This is a genomic window from Nitratireductor sp. ZSWI3 (genome assembly GCF_024655565.1).
Lineage (GTDB): Bacteria > Pseudomonadota > Alphaproteobacteria > Rhizobiales > Rhizobiaceae > Nitratireductor.
This window is the reverse complement of sequence record NZ_JANKOF010000026.1, coordinates 29,480-53,396: the sequence shown is the minus strand read 5'-3', so window position 1 is coordinate 53,396 and position 23,917 is coordinate 29,480. Positions and strand designations below refer to the sequence as shown.

At 61.5% G+C, this 23,917-nt stretch carries 27 protein-coding genes and 1 pseudogene; 9 read left to right on the top strand and 19 right to left on the bottom strand.

Annotation, left to right across the window (positions count from 1 at the left end; genetic code table 11):
• From NUU27_RS10765 to NUU27_RS10755, 3 genes are all read left to right on the top strand, one after another.
• A partial coding sequence (locus tag NUU27_RS10765) for a TrbG/VirB9 family P-type conjugative transfer protein (RefSeq protein WP_257762096.1) occupies positions 1–503 on the top strand: 503 nt, incomplete at its 5' end.
• A gap of 35 nt (positions 504–538) precedes the next feature.
• Entirely contained in the window at positions 539–1,642 is a 1,104-nt protein-coding gene (locus NUU27_RS10760) for a TrbI/VirB10 family protein (RefSeq protein WP_257762101.1), read from the top strand.
• 2 nt (positions 1,643–1,644) lie between these two features.
• A complete protein-coding gene (locus NUU27_RS10755; RefSeq protein WP_257762095.1) occupies positions 1,645–1,881 on the top strand; it encodes a DUF2274 domain-containing protein in 237 nt (78 codons plus the stop codon).
• A 285-nt stretch (positions 1,882–2,166) separates the two neighbouring features.
• Here the strand turns inward: NUU27_RS10755 and NUU27_RS10750 are convergent, their stop codons facing one another.
• From NUU27_RS10750 to NUU27_RS10725, 6 genes are all read right to left on the bottom strand, one after another.
• Positions 2,167–3,225, bottom strand: a complete 1,059-nt coding sequence (locus NUU27_RS10750) for an alpha/beta fold hydrolase (protein ID WP_257762094.1) — start codon at positions 3,223–3,225, stop codon at positions 2,167–2,169.
• Positions 3,226–3,357: 132 nt separating this feature from the next.
• Positions 3,358–3,768 (bottom strand): PaaI family thioesterase, encoded by a 411-nt coding sequence (locus NUU27_RS10745; RefSeq protein WP_257762093.1) that lies wholly within the window; start codon positions 3,766–3,768, stop codon positions 3,358–3,360.
• A gap of 209 nt (positions 3,769–3,977) precedes the next feature.
• Complete coding sequence (locus tag NUU27_RS10740; protein WP_257762092.1) at positions 3,978–4,451, bottom strand: DUF1772 domain-containing protein; 474 nt, start codon at positions 4,449–4,451, stop codon at positions 3,978–3,980.
• Complete coding sequence (locus NUU27_RS10735) at positions 4,451–5,281, bottom strand: NmrA family transcriptional regulator (protein ID WP_257762091.1); 831 nt, start codon at positions 5,279–5,281, stop codon at positions 4,451–4,453. The genes NUU27_RS10740 and NUU27_RS10735 overlap by 1 nt, the downstream gene beginning before the upstream one ends.
• Before the next feature lie 145 nt (positions 5,282–5,426).
• The gene (locus NUU27_RS10730) at positions 5,427–6,116 is read right to left on the bottom strand and encodes a flavin reductase family protein (RefSeq protein ID WP_257762090.1); all 690 of its coding nucleotides are present in this window, start codon (positions 6,114–6,116) and stop codon (positions 5,427–5,429) included.
• A 19-nt stretch (positions 6,117–6,135) separates the two neighbouring features.
• Positions 6,136–6,522, bottom strand: coding sequence for a nuclear transport factor 2 family protein (locus tag NUU27_RS10725; protein WP_257762089.1), 387 nt, complete (start codon positions 6,520–6,522; stop codon positions 6,136–6,138).
• 66 nt (positions 6,523–6,588) lie between these two features.
• On the opposite strand from NUU27_RS10725, the gene NUU27_RS10720 reads away from it, so the two are divergent.
• Entirely contained in the window at positions 6,589–7,581 is a 993-nt protein-coding gene (locus tag NUU27_RS10720; RefSeq protein ID WP_257762088.1) for a GlxA family transcriptional regulator, read from the top strand.
• A 443-nt stretch (positions 7,582–8,024) separates the two neighbouring features.
• Positions 8,025–9,239 carry an MFS transporter gene (locus tag NUU27_RS10715; protein WP_257762087.1) on the top strand — a complete coding sequence of 405 codons (1,215 nt, stop codon included), beginning with the start codon at positions 8,025–8,027 and terminating at the stop codon, positions 9,237–9,239.
• 121 nt (positions 9,240–9,360) lie between these two features.
• Here NUU27_RS10715 and NUU27_RS10710 read toward each other — a convergent pair.
• The 11 genes and pseudogenes from NUU27_RS10710 to NUU27_RS10660 form a co-directional block, all read right to left on the bottom strand.
• Positions 9,361–9,444 (bottom strand): annotated as a pseudogene (locus tag NUU27_RS10710) (ATP-binding protein); the annotation flags it as partial.
• Between the two features lie 49 nt (positions 9,445–9,493).
• Positions 9,494–9,958, bottom strand: coding sequence for a DUF3830 family protein (locus NUU27_RS10705; protein WP_257762086.1), 465 nt, complete (start codon positions 9,956–9,958; stop codon positions 9,494–9,496).
• A gap of 33 nt (positions 9,959–9,991) precedes the next feature.
• Entirely contained in the window at positions 9,992–10,309 is a 318-nt protein-coding gene (locus NUU27_RS10700; RefSeq protein ID WP_257762085.1) for a DUF4286 family protein, read from the bottom strand.
• A 21-nt stretch (positions 10,310–10,330) separates the two neighbouring features.
• Complete coding sequence (locus tag NUU27_RS10695; RefSeq protein ID WP_257762084.1) at positions 10,331–11,032, bottom strand: ABC transporter ATP-binding protein; 702 nt, start codon at positions 11,030–11,032, stop codon at positions 10,331–10,333.
• Positions 11,029–11,835, bottom strand: a complete 807-nt coding sequence (locus NUU27_RS10690; protein ID WP_257762083.1) for an ABC transporter ATP-binding protein — start codon at positions 11,833–11,835, stop codon at positions 11,029–11,031. Before NUU27_RS10690 ends, NUU27_RS10695 begins: the two co-directional genes overlap by 4 nt.
• Positions 11,832–12,776, bottom strand: a complete 945-nt coding sequence (locus NUU27_RS10685) for a branched-chain amino acid ABC transporter permease (RefSeq protein WP_257762082.1) — start codon at positions 12,774–12,776, stop codon at positions 11,832–11,834. The genes NUU27_RS10690 and NUU27_RS10685 overlap by 4 nt, the downstream gene beginning before the upstream one ends.
• Positions 12,776–13,648 carry a branched-chain amino acid ABC transporter permease gene (locus NUU27_RS10680; protein ID WP_257762099.1) on the bottom strand — a complete coding sequence of 291 codons (873 nt, stop codon included), beginning with the start codon at positions 13,646–13,648 and terminating at the stop codon, positions 12,776–12,778. The genes NUU27_RS10685 and NUU27_RS10680 overlap by 1 nt, the downstream gene beginning before the upstream one ends.
• A 66-nt stretch (positions 13,649–13,714) precedes the next feature.
• Positions 13,715–14,863 (bottom strand): ABC transporter substrate-binding protein, encoded by a 1,149-nt coding sequence (locus NUU27_RS10675; protein ID WP_257762081.1) that lies wholly within the window; start codon positions 14,861–14,863, stop codon positions 13,715–13,717.
• A gap of 20 nt (positions 14,864–14,883) precedes the next feature.
• Positions 14,884–15,417: a flavin reductase family protein gene (locus NUU27_RS10670; RefSeq protein WP_257762080.1), complete on the bottom strand. Its 534-nt coding sequence runs from the start codon at positions 15,415–15,417 to the stop codon at positions 14,884–14,886.
• Between the two features lie 15 nt (positions 15,418–15,432).
• The gene (locus NUU27_RS10665; protein WP_257762079.1) at positions 15,433–16,911 is read right to left on the bottom strand and encodes a 4-hydroxyphenylacetate 3-hydroxylase family protein; all 1,479 of its coding nucleotides are present in this window, start codon (positions 16,909–16,911) and stop codon (positions 15,433–15,435) included.
• A gap of 252 nt (positions 16,912–17,163) precedes the next feature.
• Positions 17,164–18,516 (bottom strand): amidase, encoded by a 1,353-nt coding sequence (locus NUU27_RS10660; protein ID WP_257762078.1) that lies wholly within the window; start codon positions 18,514–18,516, stop codon positions 17,164–17,166.
• 144 nt (positions 18,517–18,660) lie between these two features.
• Between NUU27_RS10660 and NUU27_RS10655 the strand changes: the two genes are divergently transcribed.
• From NUU27_RS10655 to NUU27_RS10645, 3 genes are all read left to right on the top strand, one after another.
• The gene (locus tag NUU27_RS10655) at positions 18,661–19,200 is read left to right on the top strand and encodes a MarR family winged helix-turn-helix transcriptional regulator (protein ID WP_257762077.1); all 540 of its coding nucleotides are present in this window, start codon (positions 18,661–18,663) and stop codon (positions 19,198–19,200) included.
• 279 nt (positions 19,201–19,479) lie between these two features.
• A complete protein-coding gene (aac(3), locus tag NUU27_RS10650) occupies positions 19,480–20,331 on the top strand; it encodes an aminoglycoside 3-N-acetyltransferase (RefSeq protein ID WP_257762076.1) in 852 nt (283 codons plus the stop codon).
• On the top strand, positions 20,328–21,545 hold the full coding sequence (locus NUU27_RS10645; RefSeq protein ID WP_257762075.1) for a serine hydrolase: 1,218 nt from the start codon (positions 20,328–20,330) through the stop codon (positions 21,543–21,545). Before aac(3) ends, NUU27_RS10645 begins: the two co-directional genes overlap by 4 nt.
• Positions 21,546–21,623: 78 nt before the next feature.
• Here the strand turns inward: NUU27_RS10645 and NUU27_RS10640 are convergent, their stop codons facing one another.
• Together NUU27_RS10640 and NUU27_RS10635 are read right to left on the bottom strand one after the other, a co-directional pair.
• On the bottom strand, positions 21,624–22,274 hold the full coding sequence (locus NUU27_RS10640; protein WP_257762074.1) for a LysE family translocator: 651 nt from the start codon (positions 22,272–22,274) through the stop codon (positions 21,624–21,626).
• A gap of 224 nt (positions 22,275–22,498) precedes the next feature.
• Positions 22,499–22,951, bottom strand: a complete 453-nt coding sequence (locus NUU27_RS10635; protein WP_257762073.1) for a helix-turn-helix transcriptional regulator — start codon at positions 22,949–22,951, stop codon at positions 22,499–22,501.
• Positions 22,952–23,343: 392 nt separating this feature from the next.
• On the opposite strand from NUU27_RS10635, the gene NUU27_RS10630 reads away from it, so the two are divergent.
• A complete protein-coding gene (locus NUU27_RS10630; protein ID WP_257762072.1) occupies positions 23,344–23,808 on the top strand; it encodes a DUF1579 domain-containing protein in 465 nt (154 codons plus the stop codon).
• Positions 23,809–23,917: the final 109 nt, after the last annotated feature.

The window sequence follows — 23,917 nt, the reverse complement described above, 5'->3', positions numbered from 1 at the left end:
GACCGGACATCTCGACCAATCTCATCATCACCACCGACCGCCGCATCTACATGATCGAGCTGCGCGCGCGGGAAATGCTCTACATGCCGGCCGTGGCCTGGGCCTATCCCGCGCCGCCTGCCGGTCAGCGCCAGACCGCTCCGGCCGCGCCGATCATCCCGGCCCAGGCGGTACGGAACTATCGCTATGGCCTTACCGGCGACAGCCCGCCCTGGCGGCCCATCTCCGTCTTCGACGATGGCCGCCGCGTCTATGTCGTCTTCCCGCGCGGCATCGTGCAGGGCGAGATGCCGCCGATCTTCGTGCTCGGATCGGACGGCGAGCCGCAGATCGTCAACAGCCGCATTCACCAGAACATCCTGATCGTGGACCGCCTGTTCGGCGCCGCAGAGCTGCGCCTTGGCAGCGGCGACCGACAGCAGACCGTCAGGATTGTCCGTGTCGAGCAGAGGCAGGCGGCCGACGCGCGGCCTGCCAGCGCCACCGGAGGATCGCCGTCTTGACAGGCACCAGCACCACCACGGACACCGCGGCCCCGATGCGGCTGCGCGCCGACCCGCCGCGCGTCACGCGGCTGTCCCGCAAGATGATCGCCGGCGTCGGCGCGATCGCGCTGCTCGGCATCGGCGGCGCGCTGATCTACGCCCTCCAGACCCGAGACGCGGAAACGGAAGGAGAGGAACTCTATTCGACGGAGAACCGGCCCACGGCGGACGGGCTTGCGGGCCTGCCGTCCGACTATACCGGACCGGTTCTCGGCCCGGCGCTGCCGGGTGACCTCGGCCGCCCGATCCTCGACGCGCAGAACCGGGGCCAGCCGGTGGCCGCGCCTGCGATCAGGACACCAGCTGTCGATCCGGAAGAAGAGCGCCGCCGCGCCGAGGAAGAGGCTGCGCGGCTCAGCAATGTGTTCTTCCAGTCCGGCGCACGTCCCAGCGCGACGCAGGTATCGGCCATGCCCGGCCTGGACGGTCTCGGCGGACAGCAGCAGGACGCGGCCGGCCAGAATCGGCACACGGCGTTTCTCAATGGTCCGGTGGATCGGCAGACGGTCGCGCCCGATCGCGTCACGCCCCCTGCCTCGCCCTATATTCTTCAGGCCGGGTCGGTGATTCCGGCAGCACTCATCACCGGCGTCCGATCGGACCTTCCCGGGCAGATTACCGCGCAGGTGACGGAGAACGTATATGACAGCCCGACCGGCTCGCTGCTCCTGATCCCCCAGGGCACCCGCATCATCGGCCAATATGATGACGGCGTGACCTTCGGGCAGCGCAGGGTGCTTCTGGTGTGGAACCGCCTGATCCTGCCGGGCGGCCGTTCCATCGTTCTGGAGCGCCTGCCAGGTGCCGATATGTCGGGCTATGCCGGACTCGAGGATGGCGTTGACTATCACTGGTGGGATCTGCTGAAGGCAGCGGGTCTCTCGACCCTGCTTGCGGTCGGCACAGAGTTGGCGATCAGCGATGAAGACCGTCTGATCCGCGCCATCCGCGACGGCGCGCAGGACACCGTCAACCAGGCCGGCCAGCAGATCGTCGAGCGCCAGTTGCAGGTCGCGCCCACGTTGACCATCCGGCCCGGCTTCCCGGTCAGGATCATCGTGACGCGGGATCTCGTATTCGAAAATGGCGGAGGTTAATGATGACGAAGCTCAAGCTCGGTCCCATCGTCGAGGACAAGCCCGTGAAAGTGACGGTGGAATTGCCCGCACCGCTTCACCGCGATCTGGTCGCCTATGCCGAGGTGCTGGGCCGCGAGAGCGGCCAGCCCGCCGTCGATCCGGTCAGGCTGATCGTGCCCATGCTCGAACGCTTCATCGCCACGGATCGTGGATTTGCGAAGGTTAGGAGAGATCTTGGTCAAACGAATCTCGCCTGATCGGCCGCCGCATTTTAATGCCGCTCTGGCATTTGAGCCCAAGTATGTGCCGGATGTGCAGCCTCGAAAGAGGATAATCTGGCACCAAGGATGTACACGGGCCGTTCGGGCCCGTGTTCGCATAAGAACTCTAGATAAAGCCCAGAGATGAGAGCCCGCTTTCAATACAGGATTCGGCCCGCGAGCTCGCGGGTTCATCTTCAAGACTACCAAGACTGGTCCCATCAAGTTTGCGCTTGAGGGCCCGGATCTTTTAACAATGCCGAAGCCGCCCCTCCTTAAGTTTCAACTGCCCATCCCGTTCAGCACGGACCGGAGTTCCCAGATGAATCGTTCCGGTTCCTCAAAGGGAATATTGTGCGCCGATTTCTCGAACCAGATCAGCTGCTTCGCCGGCGCCGAAAGTGTCTCGAAGTAGTCTGCAGCCTGTCTGGCATCGAGTTGCCGATCATAGCGACCGAGCATCATGACAACTGGCACCTTGACCGATCGTACCGTCTTGCCGAGGTCAAGTGCGTTGATTTCCCTTTCCATGGCGGCAAGCGAAACCCTATTTGCACGGATGTAGGCAGGGATCTGCCAAGGTGCCACGTAGCCGCGCAACGTGCCCGCGATCATGGCCCAGGTGAAGCTCGGCCGCTGGTGGAACAGCCCGCCATAACGGTCTACCAACGTCTGAAGCTGCAACTCGTTCGCAGAGGAAAGGGGCGGCGGCCCGATTTCTTTCAATCGCTGAAGTGGCCTATTGTGTCCGAATGCTTCGGCCCTTGAGCGGACAAAATCGTATTGACCCCGCTGCGCGCCGAGACCTGAGACAAACTGATTCACGCCAACGACGACCGAGACGTCGCCGGGATGTCTTTGAGCGTATAGCAGTCCCAAGGCTGAACCCCAGGAATGACCAACGAGAGCAACCTTGCGCTTGCCGTATCGGGTGCGTAGATGATCGATGATACTCTTTAGATCTTCGACATGACGTTCGACGGTTAGCTTCGAAGTATCCGCGCCGGGGTCATAGGAACGACCCGACCCACGCTGATCCCAATACCCAACTAAGAATGAATCCTCCAGGTGGCGGTCATAGAGCCGAAACAGTGGCGTTTCGGCGCCACCTGGACCGCCATGGAGCCACAGCAGCAATGGAGCATTGCAATGTCTACCTCGAACCCGCAGATGCAAGCTAACATCATCGGCTGCGACCCATCTTTCATCGTGGACGGCGTCGTGCGAGCAAGCCGATGCAACCTGTTCGGCGGCTTGTCCCAGAGGACATGCAAACAGCAGAATGGACACCAGAATCAAGCCCATGCTCACGAGCCGATTTGCGGGCAGGTAGAGTCTCATCAGAGTTTCCAATTTGCATTGGTCTCGATCGGATTTGCCTTGGACACACGCTGGATGAAGTCGAGCGAACAGTCCATGCTCTCTGTAAGCAAGCGACGGTAATGCGCTTTGATCGATTTTGTGGAAGTCGGCTTATTCGGTCTCCACTTTACAGATGGTTCCCTGGGCGACCGCTACAGTGGTCGGCACACCATCATGAAGGGCGGTTATCCGGCATTCGCAAACTGCCATTCGCCTGCCAGATGACAGAAGCGATGCACTTGCCAACAATCGTTCGCCGAGTGCTGGGCGCATGTAATTTATCTTGAATTCCAGCGTCACCGAATTACCCAGCACCGAGCCCCCGGCAAAGGTGAGTGCGTTGTCAGCAAGGTAACTCACCAGTCCACCATGCGCAAAGCCATGCTGCTGCTTGTGGTGATCTCGCAGATCCACGCCCAGTTCGGCCTTTCCGTGCTCCAACAGAATCAGTTCGGCCCCTAGCAGCTTGCTGAAAGGCTGGTTTTCCAGCACCTTTATTCCGCGTTCAAGAAGTTCGCTCACCTGTTCGCCTCCAACCCAGCAATCCGGTCGTGATTGTTCCAATAAAGTAGAAGAAGAAGCAGCGGCACAAGCCGGTGCGGTCTCCAGTCCCTATCCCCCAAAACGCATTCCATCCTCCCGGGTCATTGTCTAACAACTCTTTCGAAATTCCTGGAAACCAAGAGTTGTGCCTGCGCTTCCATGTTTCTGGACTGGAGCCTTCACGGTGTTCATTTCCAAGCAAGCGCGGCGACGAAAAGCGCCGCCGCAATCGCGGAGGCACATGTGCGCACATGGTTCCAATAGGTCCAGTCTTTCAAATAGCGTGCCCATACGTCCGCCACCCCACGTCCAGCAGTTGCCAACTCATTGTTGAGGGGGACATTGCAGATAACGGTCACCACGAACATGCCGAGGACATAGACAAGTCCTCCCGCGAGCATGACGGAAGCACCGGGCTGTCCCCAGCGAAAAACGGCAAGTATCGCTAGCGCAGTACTGGCGATGGTGGTTCCGAAAAAGAGCGGCATGAACAGCGAATTGAGGATTGTCGAGTTGATCGCATTCATGGCTGCAATGCCATGTATGTGATCGATGCGGCCGAGCGCCGCCATGATGAAGGAGGAGAAGGCGAAATAGAGCCCGGCAACAAGGCCACAGCCAAGGGCGGAAAACCACAACAGAAAAGTGATGATCGCCTGCATCAGCTTCTTGCCTTCCAGATCCGGGTGACGGCAGTCCGGCGGGCATAGTCGGCAAAGTCCACGGGCGTGCGACCAAGTGCATCTTCTACACCGTGCATTACTTCGACATTGCGGCCGTCGAGTACGACGGTGAAAAGTTCCACCAAGAGGCTCAAGATGGCTTGGGGCACATAAGGCTGCATCTGTGCGACAAATGCCTCCGTGGAGATCTGTCGATAGTGGATCGGCCGGCCCGCCGCACTTCCGATCTCGTCCATGGCCTCCGCAAATGTGATGGCACGTGGTCCGGTCACCTCGTAAAGCCGGTTTGCATGGCGCTCATCCGTCAGCGCGGCGACGACCACGTCGGCGATGTCATCAGCATCGATGAAGGGCTCAGGGACCGGCCCCGCAGGCAGCGCAAGTTCGCCGGCGAGGATGCCATCGAGGAACGGCCCTTCCGAGAAATTCTGGTTGAACCAGCTTGCACGCACATTCGTCCAGGTGATCCCCGAACTCTGCAGCGCAGCTTCGGCGCGTTGTGCACCCGGCTCGCCGCGGCCGGACAAAAGCACGATTTGCTCCATTCCCTGTTCGCGGGCGAGACGGGAGAGTTCGACGATATCTTCATCAGCGCCATCCACGGCAAGGTCGGGTTGATAGGCGACATAGGCCTTGGATGCACCTTCGAGCGCCGGGGCCCAGGTTTCACGCCTGGTCCAATCGAAGGGGATGGGGCTGGAGCGTGACACGGGGCGCGTGGCGATGCCGCGTGCCTGCAGCAATTTATCGACACGGGCGCCGGTCTTGCCTGTGCCGCCGACGATGACGATGGGCCGTGTCTCATTCATGCGTTCATCTCATTTAGATCCGGGCCTGCCGTGAAATTCCTATGGGCGCGGCACCATGGTGGTGGTTGGAGGAGTTGGTTTATGCAGCGCTCCAATCGGGATAAGAGCTTGCCGCCGCGCCCAGCCCGACACGTGGTGTCTGCTTTCATCGTGGTTCCTCCTCGCGGTTGTCTGTCAGCCGTACAGGCCGCCGCGCTCCGAATGCCTCTTCGTTCAAACGCCGAAGTGCCAACGGTTTGAGCCTCTCACCCTTGGAGTAGAATTCGAGAAAGCTCATGAAGAGCGGATTCCATTTCCGGGGATCGATGCGATTGTCGAACTCGGTCGAAAGAACCTCGGCGGAGGCATGCACGCGGACTATGCGGACCTCGATCGCGATCGCCGGTATCATCATCCTTGGATCATCCACGGCGATTTCGCTTGATCGCACAACCTCCGCCTCGAGCTGAATCGGGCATTCCAATACGCGCGGAGGAGAAACCAGATCGGATTTGTGCGGAGTGAGCCCGGCTTCTGTGAACTTGTCGCTGACGTAGCGATATCCCATCCGCTGTTTGTGTCGCGGCATCGGATCGGAGCCGGTCGTGCGCACCAGCCTGTCGACATTCAACGCCAGATCGTCGGATGGCAGATTGAGAACGCACTGCCCGTTGAGCAGCATGTTCTCCACCGTCTTCGAACTTGCGTCGAATCCCAGCACGCAGGTCCAACCCAACCACCAGGCCGACGACATCGGCGAAAGGTTGGGCAGACCAGCCTGGCTGACGGTACTCACAAGAACGACCGGCGTTCCGAGGTATAGAATGGCAGGTTCGACTGTGCGATGACGTTTCATGGCGATTGATCCTGACAGGTCAGTCAGGTGTGACTGGATGCCAGGCTGTCGCGGAGTCGTAGAAAAACTGTTCCGCCTGAATCCTGTCATCACGCCAATTCTGGAGCGCAACTTCGATCAGTCGCTTGGTTGCGCTGTCGGTGCTCGTCACATCGAAGACCCAGCGTATTGCCACGAGATCGCCATCCACGAGGATGGCCTCAGGCAGGTGCGTATCCATCCTCTCAACCCGCGCCAAAGCCCGCCGCTCGTGGTCTACAAGGAAATCGCGTCCTTCGCGCAGGGGCGCGAGGTTCTCCTGCATGGAGGCGTCAAGATGGTAGAAGTCCTCTATCGCCTTCACATGGTCGCCCGACACTACGCAGTCGACGAAGGCCTGGACCCTGTCCCGGGTTGGCATAGACATTCCCTCTCACAGATTGACACAGCGGACAGGCTAGACATGCCCGCGTCCGGCAGATATGACAAAACCATGTCCAGTTCTGCCAATACTCGAAACATTGTATTCGTGCTGTTCGACGGCATGCTTCTGCTGGATGCCGCAGGTCCGGCTGAGGTCTTCTCGACAGCCAATATGTTCGGCTGCGACTATCGCATCCACTATGCCTCGGTGACCGGTCAGGTTACGCCGCGCGCCGGCTTGAAAGTCACGACGGGCACGATGGAACAGGCGCCGCGGCCAATCCACACCTTGTTCATTCCTGGTGGAACGCGATCGAGTATCGAGGCGGCCGCGTCTGATGAGCGACTGCTGGCTTGGCTAGAAACGGCGTCAAAGCAGGCGACCCGCGTCGTATCGATCTGCACCGGTGCTTTTCTACTCGGCAGGATCGGACTCCTGGACGGGCGTCGAGCGACCACTCATTGGGCGAGTGCAAAAACACTCGCGGCCGCATTCCCCAAGGCGCGAATCGACGGTGAGGAACTGTTCGTCGAAGACGGCAAGGTCTGGACTTCCGCCGGCGCTGCGACCGGAATAGACCTTTCATTGACGCTGGTGGCCCGCGATGCAGGGCCTGACGTCGCGCTTAAGGTGGCACGTGCTCTTGTCCTTCATCTCGTCCGTCCCGGAAGCCAGTCGCAATTTTCGGCACCGCTCGCCTATCAGGCGCGAAAGGGCGGTGAACTTTCACGTCTGGTTCCTTGGCTCGAGGGACGATTGGATCAGCCGACGACCGTCGCTGACATGGCGGATGCCATGGGCATGAGCGATCGCAGTTTCTATCGCCACTGCCTGAGCGAATTCGATATGCCGCCGGCGAGATTGCTGAGCGAATTGCGTCTCGATCGGGCGCGGCTGCTTTTAGGAGACGTGAGCCTGCCGATCTCGGCCGTCGCTCATCGGACCGGATTCGCGGACGCCGCGTCCTTCACCAAAGCTTTCGGACAGCGCTACGGCATGACACCCTCTGCCTACCGCAGGGCTTTTGCAGAACCCAAAAAATCTATGGAAGCAGCAGAATAGCGGCTTCGGCTCCAGGACGGCACTACTGAGAATACATTCGGTATCCCGAGGCCTTATACTAAGAGGTCAGACGCTATTGGCTGAAAGCTCACAGCTAGCAATTTCATGACGACAACCGCGACAGCGGTTGGACCTGTATTCCATGGCTGGATGCTTAAGCGCTCCCGGCCCTCCGAATGTCCACACGCCACCAAGCGCTCCAAACCCTCAGCGATCTGACTGAACAAGTCACGCCGAGGAACCATTTTTCGCGACGAGCATCCGGGGCCAGTGATCGGCTCAATTGGCTCCATATAACCTGCTGGTTGAGCACTTTCCGATGCGATTGAGCACGATTGCATAAGCTCCAATTGGCAGAATAGGACACAAATTTGTCATATCCGCAGACTTCGGACCTTTCTTAAGCATGAACACCGGCAAACTTACGATAGGGATTACTGCGTATGGCACATGTGACTATTCCATGCGTGCCATGGCGGTTAACAGCTCCGGTTGCTTACGGCTTCTGTCTCACGCTGGCTTCAAGTGCCGGACAGACCTTTTTCGTATCTCTGTTTGTTCCCAGCATACTCGTTGCCGCAAAGCTGAGTTCGGCGGAACTGGCAGCGCTCTACAGCGGCGCAACTCTGGTAGCTGGAATTTTCCTCCCTCTGCTTGGCCGCTTGGTCGACCGGGTGGATATCGCCAGATGCGGGCTGTACGCCGGGTTCGGGATGGCCGCAGGTTCCATTCTGATCGCCTCGGCTACCGGCCCGATTTCGGTGTTCCTTGCCCTTTTTCTGCTCCGTCTTTTCGGACAAGGCTTGCTGCCGCACGTTGGGATGACGGGGGCTGCCCGGTATCTGGCCGAGCACCGTGGCAAGGTACTGGCACTGATCGGGCTCGGCTATACGGTAGGTGAAGGAACTCTGCCCGTGGTTCTGACTATCATGATCGCGTACATCGGCTGGCAGGCCACATATCTCGGTGCTGGATTGATAGGGGGCGTGTTTCTCATCCCGGCTGCCACCTTCTTTATTTTAGGAAACCGGAACTTCCGGCGTACGTCGCCTGCATCTTCAGAAACAGTGTTGCCGCGAAGCGCCTTCCTGTTCCGATCAACTCTGCTCTGGTGTTGCGTCCCGATGCTCATCTTTCCGTCATTTGCCATGACGGGGTTGTTATTCCTACAAACAATGATCGCACAGACAAAGGGGATCGCCGTTTCGGCGTTTGCTGTCGGGTTCTTGGGCTATGCGTTCATGCAGGTCCCCGCATCCCTGGTCACTGGCGCGGTGATTGATCGAGTTGGATCGCGGTGTGTCCTGCTTGTTCACAACGTTCCGCTTGCGGCTGGAGCGGCGCTGCTCGCGACATTTGATCTCCAACTTGCCGCATGGATCTTCCTCGCGCTTGCCGGAGCAACGGTGGCGGCGAGTTCCGTGCTGCGAACCTCGGTCGTTGCCGAGTTTGTTCCACCTTCGCGGTTAGGCGAGGCGCGAAGCACTGTCGGTTTCATGACGACAACGGCGGCAGCAGCGGGACCAGTCTTCTATGGTTGGATGCATGAACTGGGGACGGACACGGATGCTCTCCTGTGGCTCACGGCTGCGTCGGCCTGTGCGGTGGCTCTTCCGTTGGCCGTGCTGATTGCTTCCTCGTTTCGGGGACGAGAGTAGATATTTAGCTGTCAATGATGCCGAAACTTGACCCCTTTGACGGCACGATGGGAGCACCCGACCGGGTGGAGTTGGTCGAGCTTGTGCAGCCTGATTGGGTACGCCTGATTGATCTTCGGCTTTAGCTTTGAGAACGGATCTTGACGCGCCAGCTGTCGTTGCCGGTCTTGATGATTTCGCAGTGATGGGTGAGCCGATCGAGCAGCCGTCATCGGCTCGGCTCAATACCAGCCTTAGGGCGAGCGAGTACTTGGTCAATCACGCGCAAGCGTAAGCGTGCCCAGCCCTTCGAAGCGCCGTGCTCGCGCCCAGGCCACGAAGCGCTCCAGGCCGTCTTCGATCCGACCGAACACGACCAGTGTGTTCGGACCGGACGGAAGCCGCGCCTCGGCGGTGCCATAGGTGACCGTGAACTCGCCGAATTTCGGGTCGAACGCCAGGTCGCCCGGGCGAACGAGGCGGACGTGATGCTCCTGGTCGGCCACGCCGATATCGAAGGCGCGAGTGCTCATCACCATGTCGCCGCTCCAGGCGACATGGACCACCGGGATTTCGATCGGCAGGCGGGCGAGTATCGCCGCCGTCGTCACCGGCACGCCTTCGTCGAAGATCGCGACCCGCGCCTCCTGCCCCGGCCATCGAAGCACGGCGCGCGCCGTACCGCGCCGGAAGTCGCTCCAGGTCTTTTCCCAATACCAGGTATCGCTCGTCTCGCGCATGAAGTGTCTCTCAGGAACAGGGGAACGAAAAGTTCAGAAAATTGCGGGGCCCGACGCATCGGTCGCGTTGAAGAGGCGCACGCTTGCGCGCACATGCGGCGCGAACCGATACCAGCCACGCCGCCGGCCGAACTCCTCGCCCGCCATCGCCGCCGGCGAGGCAAGCCTGTAGACGGTGATATAGTCGCGGCCGTCATCCCCCTCGCTGACATAGCGGCGCGCCGTTTCGAAGCCCGGGCAGGCGAGGATCTCCGGCAGGTGCACTTCGTCATACCAGCGGTTCCAATCAGCCTCCATCGACGGATCGACCCGGACGCTGACGATCATCAGACATTGCGGCAATTCACTCATGCTACATCTCCAGATAATTTTTCAGCCGCCGAGATAGGCGGCCCTGACCGAGGGATCGTTGCGCAACTCGGCGGCATCGCCGGAACGGATGATGCTGCCGGTTTCCATCACATAGGCGCGGTGCGAGATGCGAAGTGCCGCGACCGCATTCTGCTCGACGAGGAGCACCGCCGTACCGCGCCCGTTGAGGGCCTGGACCAGATCGAAGATGTCGGCGATGATCTTCGGCGCGAGCCCGAGGCTCGGCTCGTCGAGGAGGAGGAGGCGCGGCGCCGCCATCAGCGCCCGGGCAATCGCCAGCATCTGCTGCTCGCCGCCCGAGAGGGAATTCGCCTGTGCATGGCGCCGCTCGAAAAGAACCGGGAACAGGTCGAAAGCCTTCCCCATTCGCCGCCGTCGCTCGGCAGGCGCCGCCGTAGCGCCGCCGAGGATGAGATTATCCTCGACGCTCAGCGGCCCGAAGACGCGCCGTCCCTCCGGCACCTGAACGAGGCCGCGCCCGACGCGCTCTGTCGGACGGAGCCGGGTGATCTCCTTGCCGTCGAAGCGGATGCGGCCGGCGGCCGGCGGATGAATGCCCGAAAGCGTGCGCATCAGCGTCGTCTTGCCGGCGCCGTTGGCGCCGATCAACGAGACGACCTCGCCCGCGCCGACTTCGAACGTGGCCTCGCGCACGGCGGTGACGCGGCCGTGCGAGGCGGTCAGCCCTTCGACTTCGATCATGCGCGCGCCTCCATGCGATCGGGGTCGGCGACGGCTTCCGCCCCGGTGCCAGGGCCGAGATAGGCGGCGACGACCACCGGGTCGTTGCGCACCTTACCGGGTGGTCCATCGGCGATGATCACGCCGCGGTCCATGACCAGCACGCGGTCGGAAATGCTCATGACCATTTTCATGTCGTGCTCGATCAGGAGGACGCCGAGGCCGCCATCGGCGAGGCCGCGGATGAGGGCGGCGAGATCGCCCGTCTCGTTGGGATTGCAGCCGGCTGCCGGCTCATCGAGGAGCAGGAGCCTCGGCTGGAGGGCCAGCGCCCGGGCAATTTCCAGCCGCTTCAAATGCCCGTAGGAAAGCTCGCCAGCCTCCCGGTCCGCCTGGTCCAAAAGTCCCACCCGCTCCAGGGCGACAAGCGCCGTGGCGCGAGAAAGGGTCTCGGCGCGCACGATGTGGGGCGCCTTGAGAAGCGAAGGGATGAGCCGCGGCGGCGAGGCCCCCTGCGCGGCAGCCATGACATTGTCGATGACCGACATGGTCCAGAAGATCTCGAGGTTCTGGAAGGTCCGGGCAATGCCGAGCCGCGGCAGGTGGTGTGGGGGAATGCCGTTCATCGCCCGCCCCTCCCAAACGACCTTTCCCGCACTCGGCCTGTAGGCCGCGGTGACGACGTTGACGAGGCTGGTCTTGCCGGCACCGTTCGGCCCGATCAGCGCGGTAATGCCGGACGCCTCGATCGCAAGATCGATGCCGCGGAGAACCCGAAGGCCGCCGAAACGAAGCTCGACACCCGAAAGCCCGAGACCGTTCATCGCGCCCACCTCGCGGCAAGAGTGGCGAGCGTCGGCACGATGCCGCGGCGAAGCGCCATCGCAACGAGCATCAGGAGAAGCCCGAAGACGAGCTGTTCGTAGTCGTGAAAGCCGGTGAGGAACTGCGGCAGGGCGGTGATCAGGAGTGCGCCGAGAATGGCGCCGAAGACGGAGCCGAGGCCGCCGACGACGATCATGATGACGAGTTCCACCGATTTCAGGAACCCGGCCTCACTCGGCGTGATGAAGCCGATGTGGAAAGCATAAAGACTGCCCGCAACGCTGGCGAGGACGGCCGAGAGCACGAAAATGCCGGTCTTGACGGCGGCGACGTCGATGCCCACGGCGCGGGCGCCATGCTCCGAAGCGTGAATGGCGCCCAGCGATCGGCCATAGCCGGTCTCGACCAGATTCAATGCCATCCAAGTGACGATCAGGAGAAAGATCGCGGCAATCCAATACCACTGCATTTCGCCGACGACCGCCGCGCCGAAGATCCGAAACGGCGGCACCGCCTTGCCGTCCGGCCCGCCGGTGAACCCTATCTCCTGGTTGATCGCGAGATAGACGATGATGCCGACACCGAGCGTCGCCATGGCGAGATAGTGGCCGCTGAGCCGCAGGATGGTGCGGCCGGAGGCGTGGGCGAGCAGCCCGCTGGCGACCGCGCCGGCAAGGAGAGCGACCGCGCCGTTGAACCCGTAAGTGCCGGAAAGGATGGCGGCCGCATAGGCACCGATGCCGAAGAAGGCGGCGTGGCCGAGCGATATCTGGCCGGCGGAGCCGACGAAGAGGTTAAGTCCGACGGCGACCGCGGCATTGAGGATCGCGAGGATGGCCACACCGAGCGCGAAGCTGTTGGGAAGGAGAAAGGGCGCCGCGACGAGCGCGAGCGCGAGGCCGGAAAGCGGCAGAAGCGACCTGGCTGGCACGAACTGCATCATACCCGCCCCGCCGTGCTTTTGCCCAGGATGCCGTTCGGCCTCGCTATGAGCACGATGACGATGACGAGAAAGGCGAGCGCATCCTTGTAGGCTGAGGTCAGATAGCCCGCGGTGAACGCTTCGCCGAGACCGAGGACGAGGCCACCGGCAATGGCACCGGGAAAGCTGCCGATCCCGCCGAGCATGGCCGCGGCGAAACCCTTCAGCCCGAGCATTATCCCGGATTCGAAATGGATCAGCGCGATTGGCGCGATCAGAACACCTCCGACGGCGCCCAGCGCGCCGGCAAGTGCAAAGGCGACCAGCATGGTGCGGTTGACGTCGATGCCGCACAGATAGGCGGCGTCACGGTCAGCGGCGACGGCGCGCATCGCCTTGCCGACGAGCGTGCGGGTAAAGAAGAGGTGAAGCGCCGCCACCACGACGAGGCAGACCACGATCACCCAGATGCTCTGCGGCGCGATGCTGGCACCGAATATGTCAAGCGGGGCGGTGCCCGAGAAAGCCGGCAGCGAATGATAGTTGCGATCCCAGATGATTTGCGCCACGCCGCGGAAGGTGATGGCCGCACCGATGGTGAGCACAATGAGCATGAGGATACCCGCGCCGCGGGCGATCCTGACGGCAAAAACCTCGAGCGCCATTCCGACGGCCGCTGTCACCGCTATGGCCAGAAGAGCCGCTGCCCAGAGCGGCAATCCCGCCTTGAGCAGGAACGCGGCCGACATTCCGCCGATCATCAGGAACTCGCCCTGCGCGAAATTGACGATACGAGTGGCGTTGAAGATCACAGAGAATCCGATTGCGACGAGGGTATAGACGGCGCCCACCGTCGTGCCGGCGATGATGAATTGCAGGAAATCGGCCATGAGGCGGATCGCTTTCAAGGTTTTCGCGACCATCCGTGCGGCATTCGCGCCGCACGGTGTCGTTCTTCATTCTGTCGGCACGAACCGGCCGTTCTCGACCCTTGTCAGGATCAGCGATTTCGGCCCGAGACCCATGTGGTCGGTGGCACTGAGGTGATAGACGCCATTGATGCCGGGCAAGCCATCGGTCGCCTCAATGGCATCACGCAAGGCTTTCGGCTCGGTGCCATGCGCCCGCTTTATCGCATCGACCGCGAGGACCAAGGCATCATAGGCATGGCCCGCAAAGCTCGACGGATCACTGCCGAACGCCTTGCTGTAGGAGGCGACGAAGGCGCGGGAGACGGCTGCCTGCGGGTCGTCGTCCTTGAGAAGATCGGCCACCATCACCGCCGATCCGGTGACGTAGACGCCTTCGGCCGCGCCGTCCGCGCCATCGATGAAATCCTGCGAGGCGGCGCCCACCGTCATGTAGAGCGGGATCGAGGCAATGAGCTGCTTGTGATTCTTGGCAACGATCGAGCTCGGCGCGCCGAAACCGCAATAAATCATCAGGTCGGGTGCCGCGGCGCGGATATTGGTCATCTGCGCCGTCATGTCGGTGTCGCCGGCGCCATGCTGCTCGTCGGCGACGATGCTCGCTCCGTAGTCGTCGACGAGGTCGACGAGGTTGGTGCGGCAGGACTGGTCGAAACCGCCAGGGCCGGAAAGCGCCGCAACCTTCGTCTGGCCTGCGGCCCTAGCATGGTCGAGGATGCTTTCCACCGAAATGCGATCGGTGTGCACCGTCTTGAAGACGAGCGGCTTGACCGGATCGATGACCACCGATCCGCCGGCGAGCGAGATGAAGGGAATACCCGCCTGCTCCACGAAGGGTATGACAGCCATGGTCTCGCCGGTGGTGTTGCCGCCGATGATGAGATCGACCTTATCCTGCGTGGTCAGCCGGCGTACGAAATTGACCGCCTCCTTCGCGTCGGTGCGCGAATCGTAGAAGACGAGCTCGATCTTGCGGCCCTCGACGCCTCCAGCGGCATTCGTCTCGGCGACGAAGTGTTCGAGAACCTTCCTGCTCGGATCGCCAAGGAAGGCTCCTTGACCGGTCACGGCAAGGAAAGAGCCGATGCGGATGGGTGCGTCGTCGGCTATGGCGCCGGCGAAAGGCAGTGTGCAGAAGGCGACGGCGATCGCCGCGAGTTGTTTCATTTTCGGCATGTGACAACCTCCCGTATCATCTAGTTGCCTGAAGGAGAGCGCTCCCCGCTGGGTGCGCCCGTTTGCAGCCGGGCGAACCGGCCGGCAAAGAAGGCCAGCGGCTCAGTTTCCCCGCTGGTGAATTCGTAGACCTCGCCGACAACGACGAAGTGGTCGCCCGCATCAACCCTCGACCACGGCCGGCAGAGAATGCGCGCCAGCGAATGCGGCAGGCACGGCACGTCGCCCGCCGCCTCCCAGGCGATTTCGCCCAGTCGCGATTTGCCGGCGAAGTGCCAGGCGAGGTTCTCCTGCGCGGCCGATAGAACGTTGACGGCAAAGCAGGTGCCGGAAAGGCCGGCCGCCGCTTTCGAACGCTTGTCGACGCAGATGAGGACGAGCGGTGGATCAAGCGATACGGACGCGAAGGAGTTGACGGTCAGGCCATGCGGGCGACCGTCGACCGCCAGGCTGACGACGGTGACGCCGGTGGCGAACTTGCCGAAGCAGCGGCGAAGATAGAGGGGGTCAAACGGCGCGGACACTCCGCGCGAGCCGGAACCAACGAGCGTCATGGATATGCCTCCGGTCTATACGGCGGCGGATGCCGGCCGGGTCTCGGGCAGGCCGTAGGTGTCCAGGAAGCCGTCCACCATCGCCCGGGCGCGATCCCATTCGTAAAATCGGAAGGAATGGCCGCGGGTGATGAAGGCGGGACCGGAATAGAACATCTCGTACTGGATATGGCGCGAGCCGAATTCCGATCCGACCGCATCCCAGGCGAGCTTGAAAAACTTCACCCGCTCCTCCGATCCGGCGACCGAGGAGCGCTGGGTCTTGCCGATCACCTCGGCGATCTCGGGATGGGCGAAATCGCGCATCGAGGAGGGCAGCATGATCAGCCCGCCGCCGGCAAGCGTGCGGATATGATCGATGATCTCGGGATAGAGCGTCTGCGCGATCACCTGGCTGGTCGCAAGCAGCGACCTGTTCGGCACGAAATAATCGCCGTAGCGTTCGCCGGCGGACTCCATGGCGTAGACGAGGCCCTCGACCGTCTTCGCCTTGGCGGCGATGAGGCCGAGTGTCTCGCGCACCTGCGGAATGTTGATGATACCGTTGATCTCGGCGACTTTGCGCGCGATGCCGACGAGAAAGCGCAACTTCACCATCAGCCGCACTTGGCACTGGAAATTCTGGATCACATGGGCGCGGGTCTCGTGCCATTGCGCCTGCGCCATCTGGACGTCTTGGTTGACGAGAACGCGCTCCCACGGGATCTTGACCTGGTCGAAGAAGACGACGGCGTCGTTCTCGTCGAACTGGCTGGCGAGTGGATTGTCGAAGACCGAAGGCGCGCTCGCCTCGTAGGATTTGCGCGAGAAGAGCTTCAGCCCGCGCGTCGCCATCGGCAGCATGGCCGTGAAGGCGAATTTCTCCTCGCCGGGCTGCAGGCCCATGAAGCCGGAAACCATGATCTCGTTGGCGAAGGGCGCGCCGGTGCCGAGCATCTTGGCGCCGTGGATCGTGATGCCCTCATGGTCCTCGTCGACGACGCGGGCGACGAGCTCCTCCCCCGGCTGGTCGCTGGTCGCCTTCGACCGGTCGGCCTGCGGGTTGATGATGACATAGGTGATGTAGAGGTCGGCATCGCGGGCGTAGTGGAAGTAGTCCTTCAGCGCCTTCGCCCGTTTCGGATCGTTCGCCTCGTAAACGGAGAGCCCCATGTACATGCCGGCGAGGGAGGAGCCGACATGATCGGGCGAGCGGCCCATCATGCCACATGTCAGTTCCGCCCATTCCTCCATCGCCTTGCGGCGGGCGACCAGTTCGCGGTAGTCGCGCGGCAACTGCCACAGCCGGTTGACGCGCCCGCCGCTCGTCGGCGAGACGAAGGTCATGCGGTGGAGATTAGCCGGGTCCGCCTGATGGTCGTAGAGACCGGCGGCCGATCGCGACGCATTCCTGAAAGCGGGATGCGATGTCTGGTCGGCAACACGCTCGCCGTCGATGAAGAGGGTCCGGCCGTCCTTCAGGGACGCAATATGGCTCGCGCCGGTCTTTACCATTCAGAGTTCCTCCGGAATGGAAAAGCCGGTGCCGGGCTCATCTGCCCTTCGACAACCAACTCGGGTGATTTTTTACTGCGGCCCCCGCTCCTGCACCCCCCGCTTTTCGGGGATTTGGCGCTGCGCCATCCGGCGCGCGGATCGGGTCTCGCGATGTGTTGTTCTGACGCTAGCGACAGCAGTGCCGGGATGTCAAGCTGCAGTGCAAGAAATTTTTCGGCCCCATAATGCATTGATAATATGCGCTTTTCTTCAGACACGACGAAGATACTCCTCCACCCGCGCGGCAAGGGCCAGCAGCCTTTCGTCGCTCTTGCTTGCCATTGACAGCATCAATCCCGTGGGTGCCGAACCGGGTTCGTGCATCGGCAGCGAAATCGCACAGCCATCCATGAAATTGATGAAGCCGGTGTTGCGCAGCGCGAGTGCGTTCAACCTGTCGTAGGCCTCGTCGTCTTCGAGTTCGGCAAAGGACGGCGGCGTGATCGCCACAGTCGGCCACACGAAGGCGTCGACGCCTGCCGCAAGTTCGCGAGACTCCCTGACAACTCGTTTTCGAAGCGCAACCAGTTTGGCCGCGTCCGCGCGCGAGAACTGCGCGCCCCGCCGGATGCGGGAAGCGACGCGCGGATCGATGCGGTCGGCGTTCGTCTCGACGAACGCCCCGTGGAGCCGCCAGCTCTCGAACGCGGGAAAGCCTCCGTTCCGATTGGCGGTAACGATGTCGGCGAGCACAGGCAGGCGCCGATGCACGATATGCCAGCCGCGTGCTGAAAGGCGGGCGAGCGCCCGGTCGAAATCGGCGGCGACCTTCGCGTCGAGATCATCAAGCACGACATCCTCCGGCACGATGGCGGTCGGCGCGACGGGCGGATCGGTATTCCCGTTCGGCATCGACTGCTTGGCGAGAATTCGCCAGGACGCCGCACAGCAGGCGACTGAGCGGGCGATCGGCCCGATCGAATCGAGGCTGGGCGACAAGGGCACGACGCCGTAGGCGGGAACGCTGGCAGCGGTGGGCTTGAAGCCGACGAGCCCCTGAAAAGCCGCCGGTATCCGGCACGATCCGCCGGTATCGGTGCCGAGGGCGAGGTCGGCCAAGCCCAGGCGAACAGCCGTCGCTCCACCCGAAGACGAGCCCCCGGGCGCATGATCATTCGCATCATTCCAATGGTTGGGCGGCGTACCGAAATGCGGATTGAGCCCTAGGCCGGAATAGGCGAATTCCGTCATGTTTGTGCGTCCAAGGAGCACCAGACCGGCCATACGCAGGCGATGCACCGCGAGCGCATCGGAATGGGCGGGTGGCCGGCCGGCCCGCGCGGCGGAACCTGCCCGCGTCACCTCGCCCGTGACATCGAAGAGATCCTTGGCGGTGAAAGGAATGCCGGCGAAGGGCGAGGCTTCACGCCCCTCCCGCCGCATCCGGTCCTGCTCGTCCGCATCGCGTCGGGCCCGCGCCTGATCGACGCGCGTGAAGGTCGCGGCCGCAGCCAACGGATCATCGTCGATGCGCTCGAGACAGGCCTCTAGCAGTTGGCGGCTCGTCATCAATCCTTCGGCGAGAGAATTCGCCAGCACAGGCAGGGAAGGCAGGCCTTGCATCGCGGATGATCCGATATGATGGTGCTCCACCGCCTTGACCGGCGAGACCGATGATCTAGGATGAAATCAAATCACAAAGAAAGCTTTGTAAGAAAGCTATTATTGCAAGGAATCCTTTGCCATGCAAGACGTTGGTCAATGTTCATGAATACCCGCCTTCCCGCGACTGTCGGCAGAACGGACCTGCTCCCGGACGGATCGGACGCCGATTTCCGGCGGCTGCTGCACGGACTGATGTCCTATGGCCGGATGATCGACGAGATCCGGGCCGGTTTCGGCACGCTCCTTGGCGTCTCGGGCATCCAGTACGAGATCCTGATGGCGATCCAGCGGCTGGAGGGCGAAACGGGGGTTGCGGTCAGCGATGTCGCCGCCTGGATCAGACGCTCCGGCACTTTCGTCACCAATGAGGTGCGCAGCCTCATGCACAGGCGCCTCGTCGAGAAGGGCAAGGATGCCGCCGATGGACGCAAGGTTCTGCTCGGGCTCACCAATGATGCCCGCACCCGGATCGCAGCCCTTTCGCCGACCCAGATCGAGGTCAATGATCTCCTCTTCGAGGCTATCTCGGAGGTCGAGTTCCGCGAGTTCGGCGAGATCGTCGCAAGGCTCCTGCCGTGCGGGGAAAGAGCGACGATCCGCATGGATGCGATCGTCCGCGAGCGTTTGGTGGCCGAGCCCTGAAAACCGTGTAACCAAGCCCGAGGGCTCTGGGTATCCGGTTCGTCTCGGAACATTGGCGATTCGCCTCGGCGGCATCGACTATCGCTGCGGTGCTAGGGATCGCTGCCGGAAGCGGCTCCACAGCATCGGTGTGAGGGCGCTTTGCAGACACTCACACTAATAATCGTGCTGCCATTGTCTTGGCGGGTTGTGCCAAATCGGATTTTCCAGATTGAGTAGCACGAGATTTCCAAGTGAACGTACTGTTCAACTGAAAGTAGCCTGGAGATTTACGGACATATGCATAAGCGCCATGAGCTTGAAGAGGAACTCAGAGGTTTCGGTGTCAATCAGGGCGACACTCTGATGGTCCATGCTTCCCTGAAGGCGGTCGGGCCTGTTGCCGGAGGCGCCGAGGCCATTGTGGACGCATTGCTCGGGGCGGTCGGCGACAGCGGGACGCTCATGGCCTACGTCTCCTGGGATCGGTCGCCCTACGAGGAAACGTTGAACGGTGCGGAGCTGACTCGGGACGAGCGGGACCGGTGGCCGGCCTTCGATCCGGCGACGGCTGGTGTAGAACGATCTTTCGGGCTTCTGAACGCCTTCCTGGTCCGGCGGCCCGGCGCGCGCCGCAGCGCCCATCCCGATGCTTCCATGGTCGCCATTGGCGCACATGCCGACCATCTGGTGGCTCCGCACGACATGAACTCAGCCTACGGGCCGGGCTCTCCGATCGAACGCTTTGTGGCGCTGGGCGGCAAAGTCCTTCTCCTGGGTGCGCCGCTCGATGCCGTCACCGTGCTTCACTATGCGGAAGCCATCGCCGATATTGCGAACAAGCGGTGGGTAACATGCGAGATGCCGCTCATTGACGGCGCAGGGAACAAGGTCTGGGTCAGAGGCGAGGATTTCGATTCCAACGGCATTCTCGACTGCTATGCGATCGACGACGCGCCCGATGCAGTTGAGCGCATTGCCCGCGATTATGTGGCAGCGGGGCACGCAAAAATCGGCAAGGTCGGCGATGCTAACTGCCATCTGTTCGACGCATCGGATATCGTCAAGTTCGGGGTCGAGTGGCTCGAGCACCGACATGGCGGGAGGTCGGAGGATGGCGGAAAGGCACTCTCGCAAGGGACAGAGAGATGACAACCGCCCTGAGGTGCTCAAGGGGACTGGCAGCGGCCGTAGCTGCACTCGCCGCACTGGCGGGGCTGATTTACCTTGCGGCTTGGCTCAGCCTCGATTCATCTGGCATTGCGCGATCGATAATCTGGATGGATGCGGACACCGACGATTACCGGCGATTCCCCTTGCGAACGGTCGCCTCGGGTGAAGCCCATTTCACCTTTGCGAAAGCGCCTGGCTATCCTGATGGATTGCCGGCCAACACCGCGCGTGGACATGACGATCTCGCGTCGACGCTTGAGGAAAGCGGCACGACGGCCTTCATCGTCATAATGAACGACCGGCTTGTCTATGAACGTTATTTCAACGGCCATGGACAGGATTCAGTTCAGACCTCGTTCTCCGTGGCAAAATCCTTCAACTCGGCCCTGATCGGCGCGGCGATCGCTGATCGTCTCATAGAATCCGTCGAGGATCCCGTCACCAAATACATCCCCGAACTACTGGACCGGGACGAGCGTTTCCGTGCGATCACGATCCGGCATCTGCTCTCCATGTCCTCAGGCCTGCGTTACGAGGAAACGGGCACCCCGTGGGGTGATGACACTCAGACCTATTACAATCCCGATCTCAGGCGCCTTGCTGTCGAAGAGACGGAAATCGTCGAAGCGCCCGGCCGGAGGTTTCACTACAACAATTTCAACCCAATCCTGATCGGCATGATCCTGGAGCGGGCGACAGGAATGTCCGTCTCGGACTATCTTTCCAGGAAGATATGGCAACCCATTGGTGCCGAGGTCGCCGCGACATGGTCGCTCGATTCGGAGGCGACCGGTTTTGAGAAGATGGAGAGCGGTATCAATGCGCGGGCTATAGATTTCGCCAAGCTGGGCTCACTCTATCTCCATGGGGGCCGACGGCAGGGGAAGCAGGTACTGCCTGCAGCCTGGGTGACGGAATCCACCCGCCGCTCGGACCAAACGGATACCTCGATCGCCTATCAGTATGGTTGGTGGACGTTCAACGACGAGGTACTGGGAGACTATTTCGCCGCCATCGGCAACAAGGGCCAGTACATCTTCGTTTTTCCCAGCGGTCGGCTGGTGATCGTGAGGCATGGAACGGGTCGTGGCAATATCGAATGGCTCCGCTTTATTCCTGACATCGCGCGTCAACTGCGCGTGGATGAAATGGGACTGCTCAAATCCCTAAATATGCAGAACCCTTTCCCCTGAACCAAGGAAAGCGGTGCCCGGAGTGACAGCCAACTCAGGAGCGCCACCTATTCTGCCGCAAGAGCGTGGAGCGTCCATCTATTTCCTGTTGTGCCCGCCGAATGCGGTGGTGAGGCCGAGGCCAATGAAGAAGACACCGCTCAGATAGCGTTCGAGTTCGAGATAGCGGTGATTGCGTTTCAGCAAGTCGCCAGCCGTACCGGCGATGAACGCATAGGTGCTGTCCGTGACAAGGCCGATGAGTGTGAAAGTGAAACCGAGGAAAAAGATCTGCGTGGCAACGTGGCCTTGATCAACCTCAACGAATTGCGGCAAGAAGGCGAGGAAGAAGAGGGCAGTCTTAGGGTTCAGGAGGTTCACGACGAAACCTTCGCGGAAGAGTCTCAGGCGGTTTCTCCTTGGCCTCGTGAATACAGAGTTGGACGCCTCGAAAGAGCCGAAGATCTTCTTCAGTCCGAGCCAGATGAGATAGGCTGCGCCAGCGTATTTCACTACGCTAAAGGCGAGCGTCGATGAGGCAAGGATTGCCGAAAGCCCCAGGGCAGCCGCCGAGACGTGGACAAGAGTCGCCGTGTGAATGCCGAGGATCGAGACGAGGCCGGCGGCGCGACCCTGCTCCACAGAACGGCCGACTATGTAGAGAACGGCAGGTCCTGGCACGAGCAGCAGGGCGAGAGCCGCACAGACAAAGAGCCAGAGGTTGGCAGCACCGGGAACCACAATATCCACAGAGCCCTCTCCACAGTCCGACTTACGAAGCCTTAATGCCACAGCATGAAAATCGGTAGCGAAAAAGAGTATGGTTGCAGTACTTCGAGAGATCAAGCAAATCTGAGAACGCGGAGATGACTCTGGTCCAGGGGCCCGGCGGGTCTTCGGCGATTCAGTGCTCGGCGTTAGTGAAGGCGCCTGCCCACTCGATTGCGTAGCTAAATAAGAACAATCCGCATTGCCTATTCATACTCACGATTGCGCACGAAGTTGCGCGGGGGTGAGCCGAGCCTGGCACGAAAAAGCGCAACGAAAGCGCTGACGCTTTCATATCCAACCGCCATTGCAGTAGCGGTTACGGATTCTCCGGCCCGCAAGAGCTCTACCGCTCTCGCAAGTCTGGCCTGTTGCCGCCATTCGATGAAGGAAAGGCCAGTTTCGGCGCGAAACTGGCGGCAGAACGTCCGCCGGCTCATGCCCGCGGCCATAGACCACTGGTGGAGACCGCGAGCGTCGGCAGGATCGACCAACAGTGTCTCGGCAATGCGGCAAAGGCGCGGATCGGCGGGCCAGGGCATGGCCAGCGGCGAAGGCGACACCGCACTCAACTCGTCTTGCAGGACGGCGACCAGCCGTCCGCTGCGTGCATCACCGGTGCGATATTCCCCAATCTTGCGCAGCAGTTCCTTGAGCAACGGACTCGCCTGGAGGAGAGTCGGGTGACGGGGCATGCCCTCTCGTCGCGAATGCGGAAGCATCAGGCTCACGCCGCTGACAGGACCGTAGGTAGATATGCCGTGGAGCGTCTCCGCCGGCATCCAGCCAAGGCTCGCGGGTGGCACGATCCAGTCCTTTCCAACGCAGCGAAGGACCGCACTGCCGTGCTCCAACCAGAAAAGCTGGTCATGCGGATGACAGTGCAGCGGCGCTTCGTGGCGGTGGGTATGATGGAAACGGTGGACGTCCATGGCTGAAAAACGGTTTGGCCTGAATGAGTAAATTGTTGGCACGGGAAGAATAGCGGGACCGACTGCAACGCACTAGGCTTCGACTGTCTGGTTCAACTCTATTGCCCTGGAAGGGAACGATGCCTGCGCTGGCACTGCATTTTCAACATGAACAGTTGGCTCGCCTCGCCGGCACCTGGGAAGGCGAGGCGGATATCCACCCAAATCCTTGGGGACCCTCAGGAATTGCCCGCGGGCGCTGGGACTTCCGCCTCGACCGCAACGGCTACGCTCTGATTCACGACTTCGCCGAGGAACGTCCCGGCAAATTCCGGTTCGAAGCCCACGGTGTGTTCTCGGTCGATCCCGCGACAGAGGAGATCGTCTGGTTCTGGTTCGACAGTTACGGCTTTCCGCCGCTCGTACCTTCACGCGGCACTTGGTCGGACGGGCGGCTGGAATTATTGAAGAAGACACCGCGAGGCCAAGGTCGCAGCACCTTTGCTGTCAATGGCAGTAGCTTCGATTTCCTGATTGAGAACAAGCTCCCGGAGATGGACGATTTCGCTCCCGTTTCGGAAGGTAGGTATAGGCGAACGGGGTGAACTCAAGATGCCACACCCCGTTTCATCCCGGCTATGCTTGGACAAAGCCAGGTGGGTCCATGCAGCCGCCGAGTCGTGCCCCTTGGGGAGGAGCCGGTTGGTAATGCTC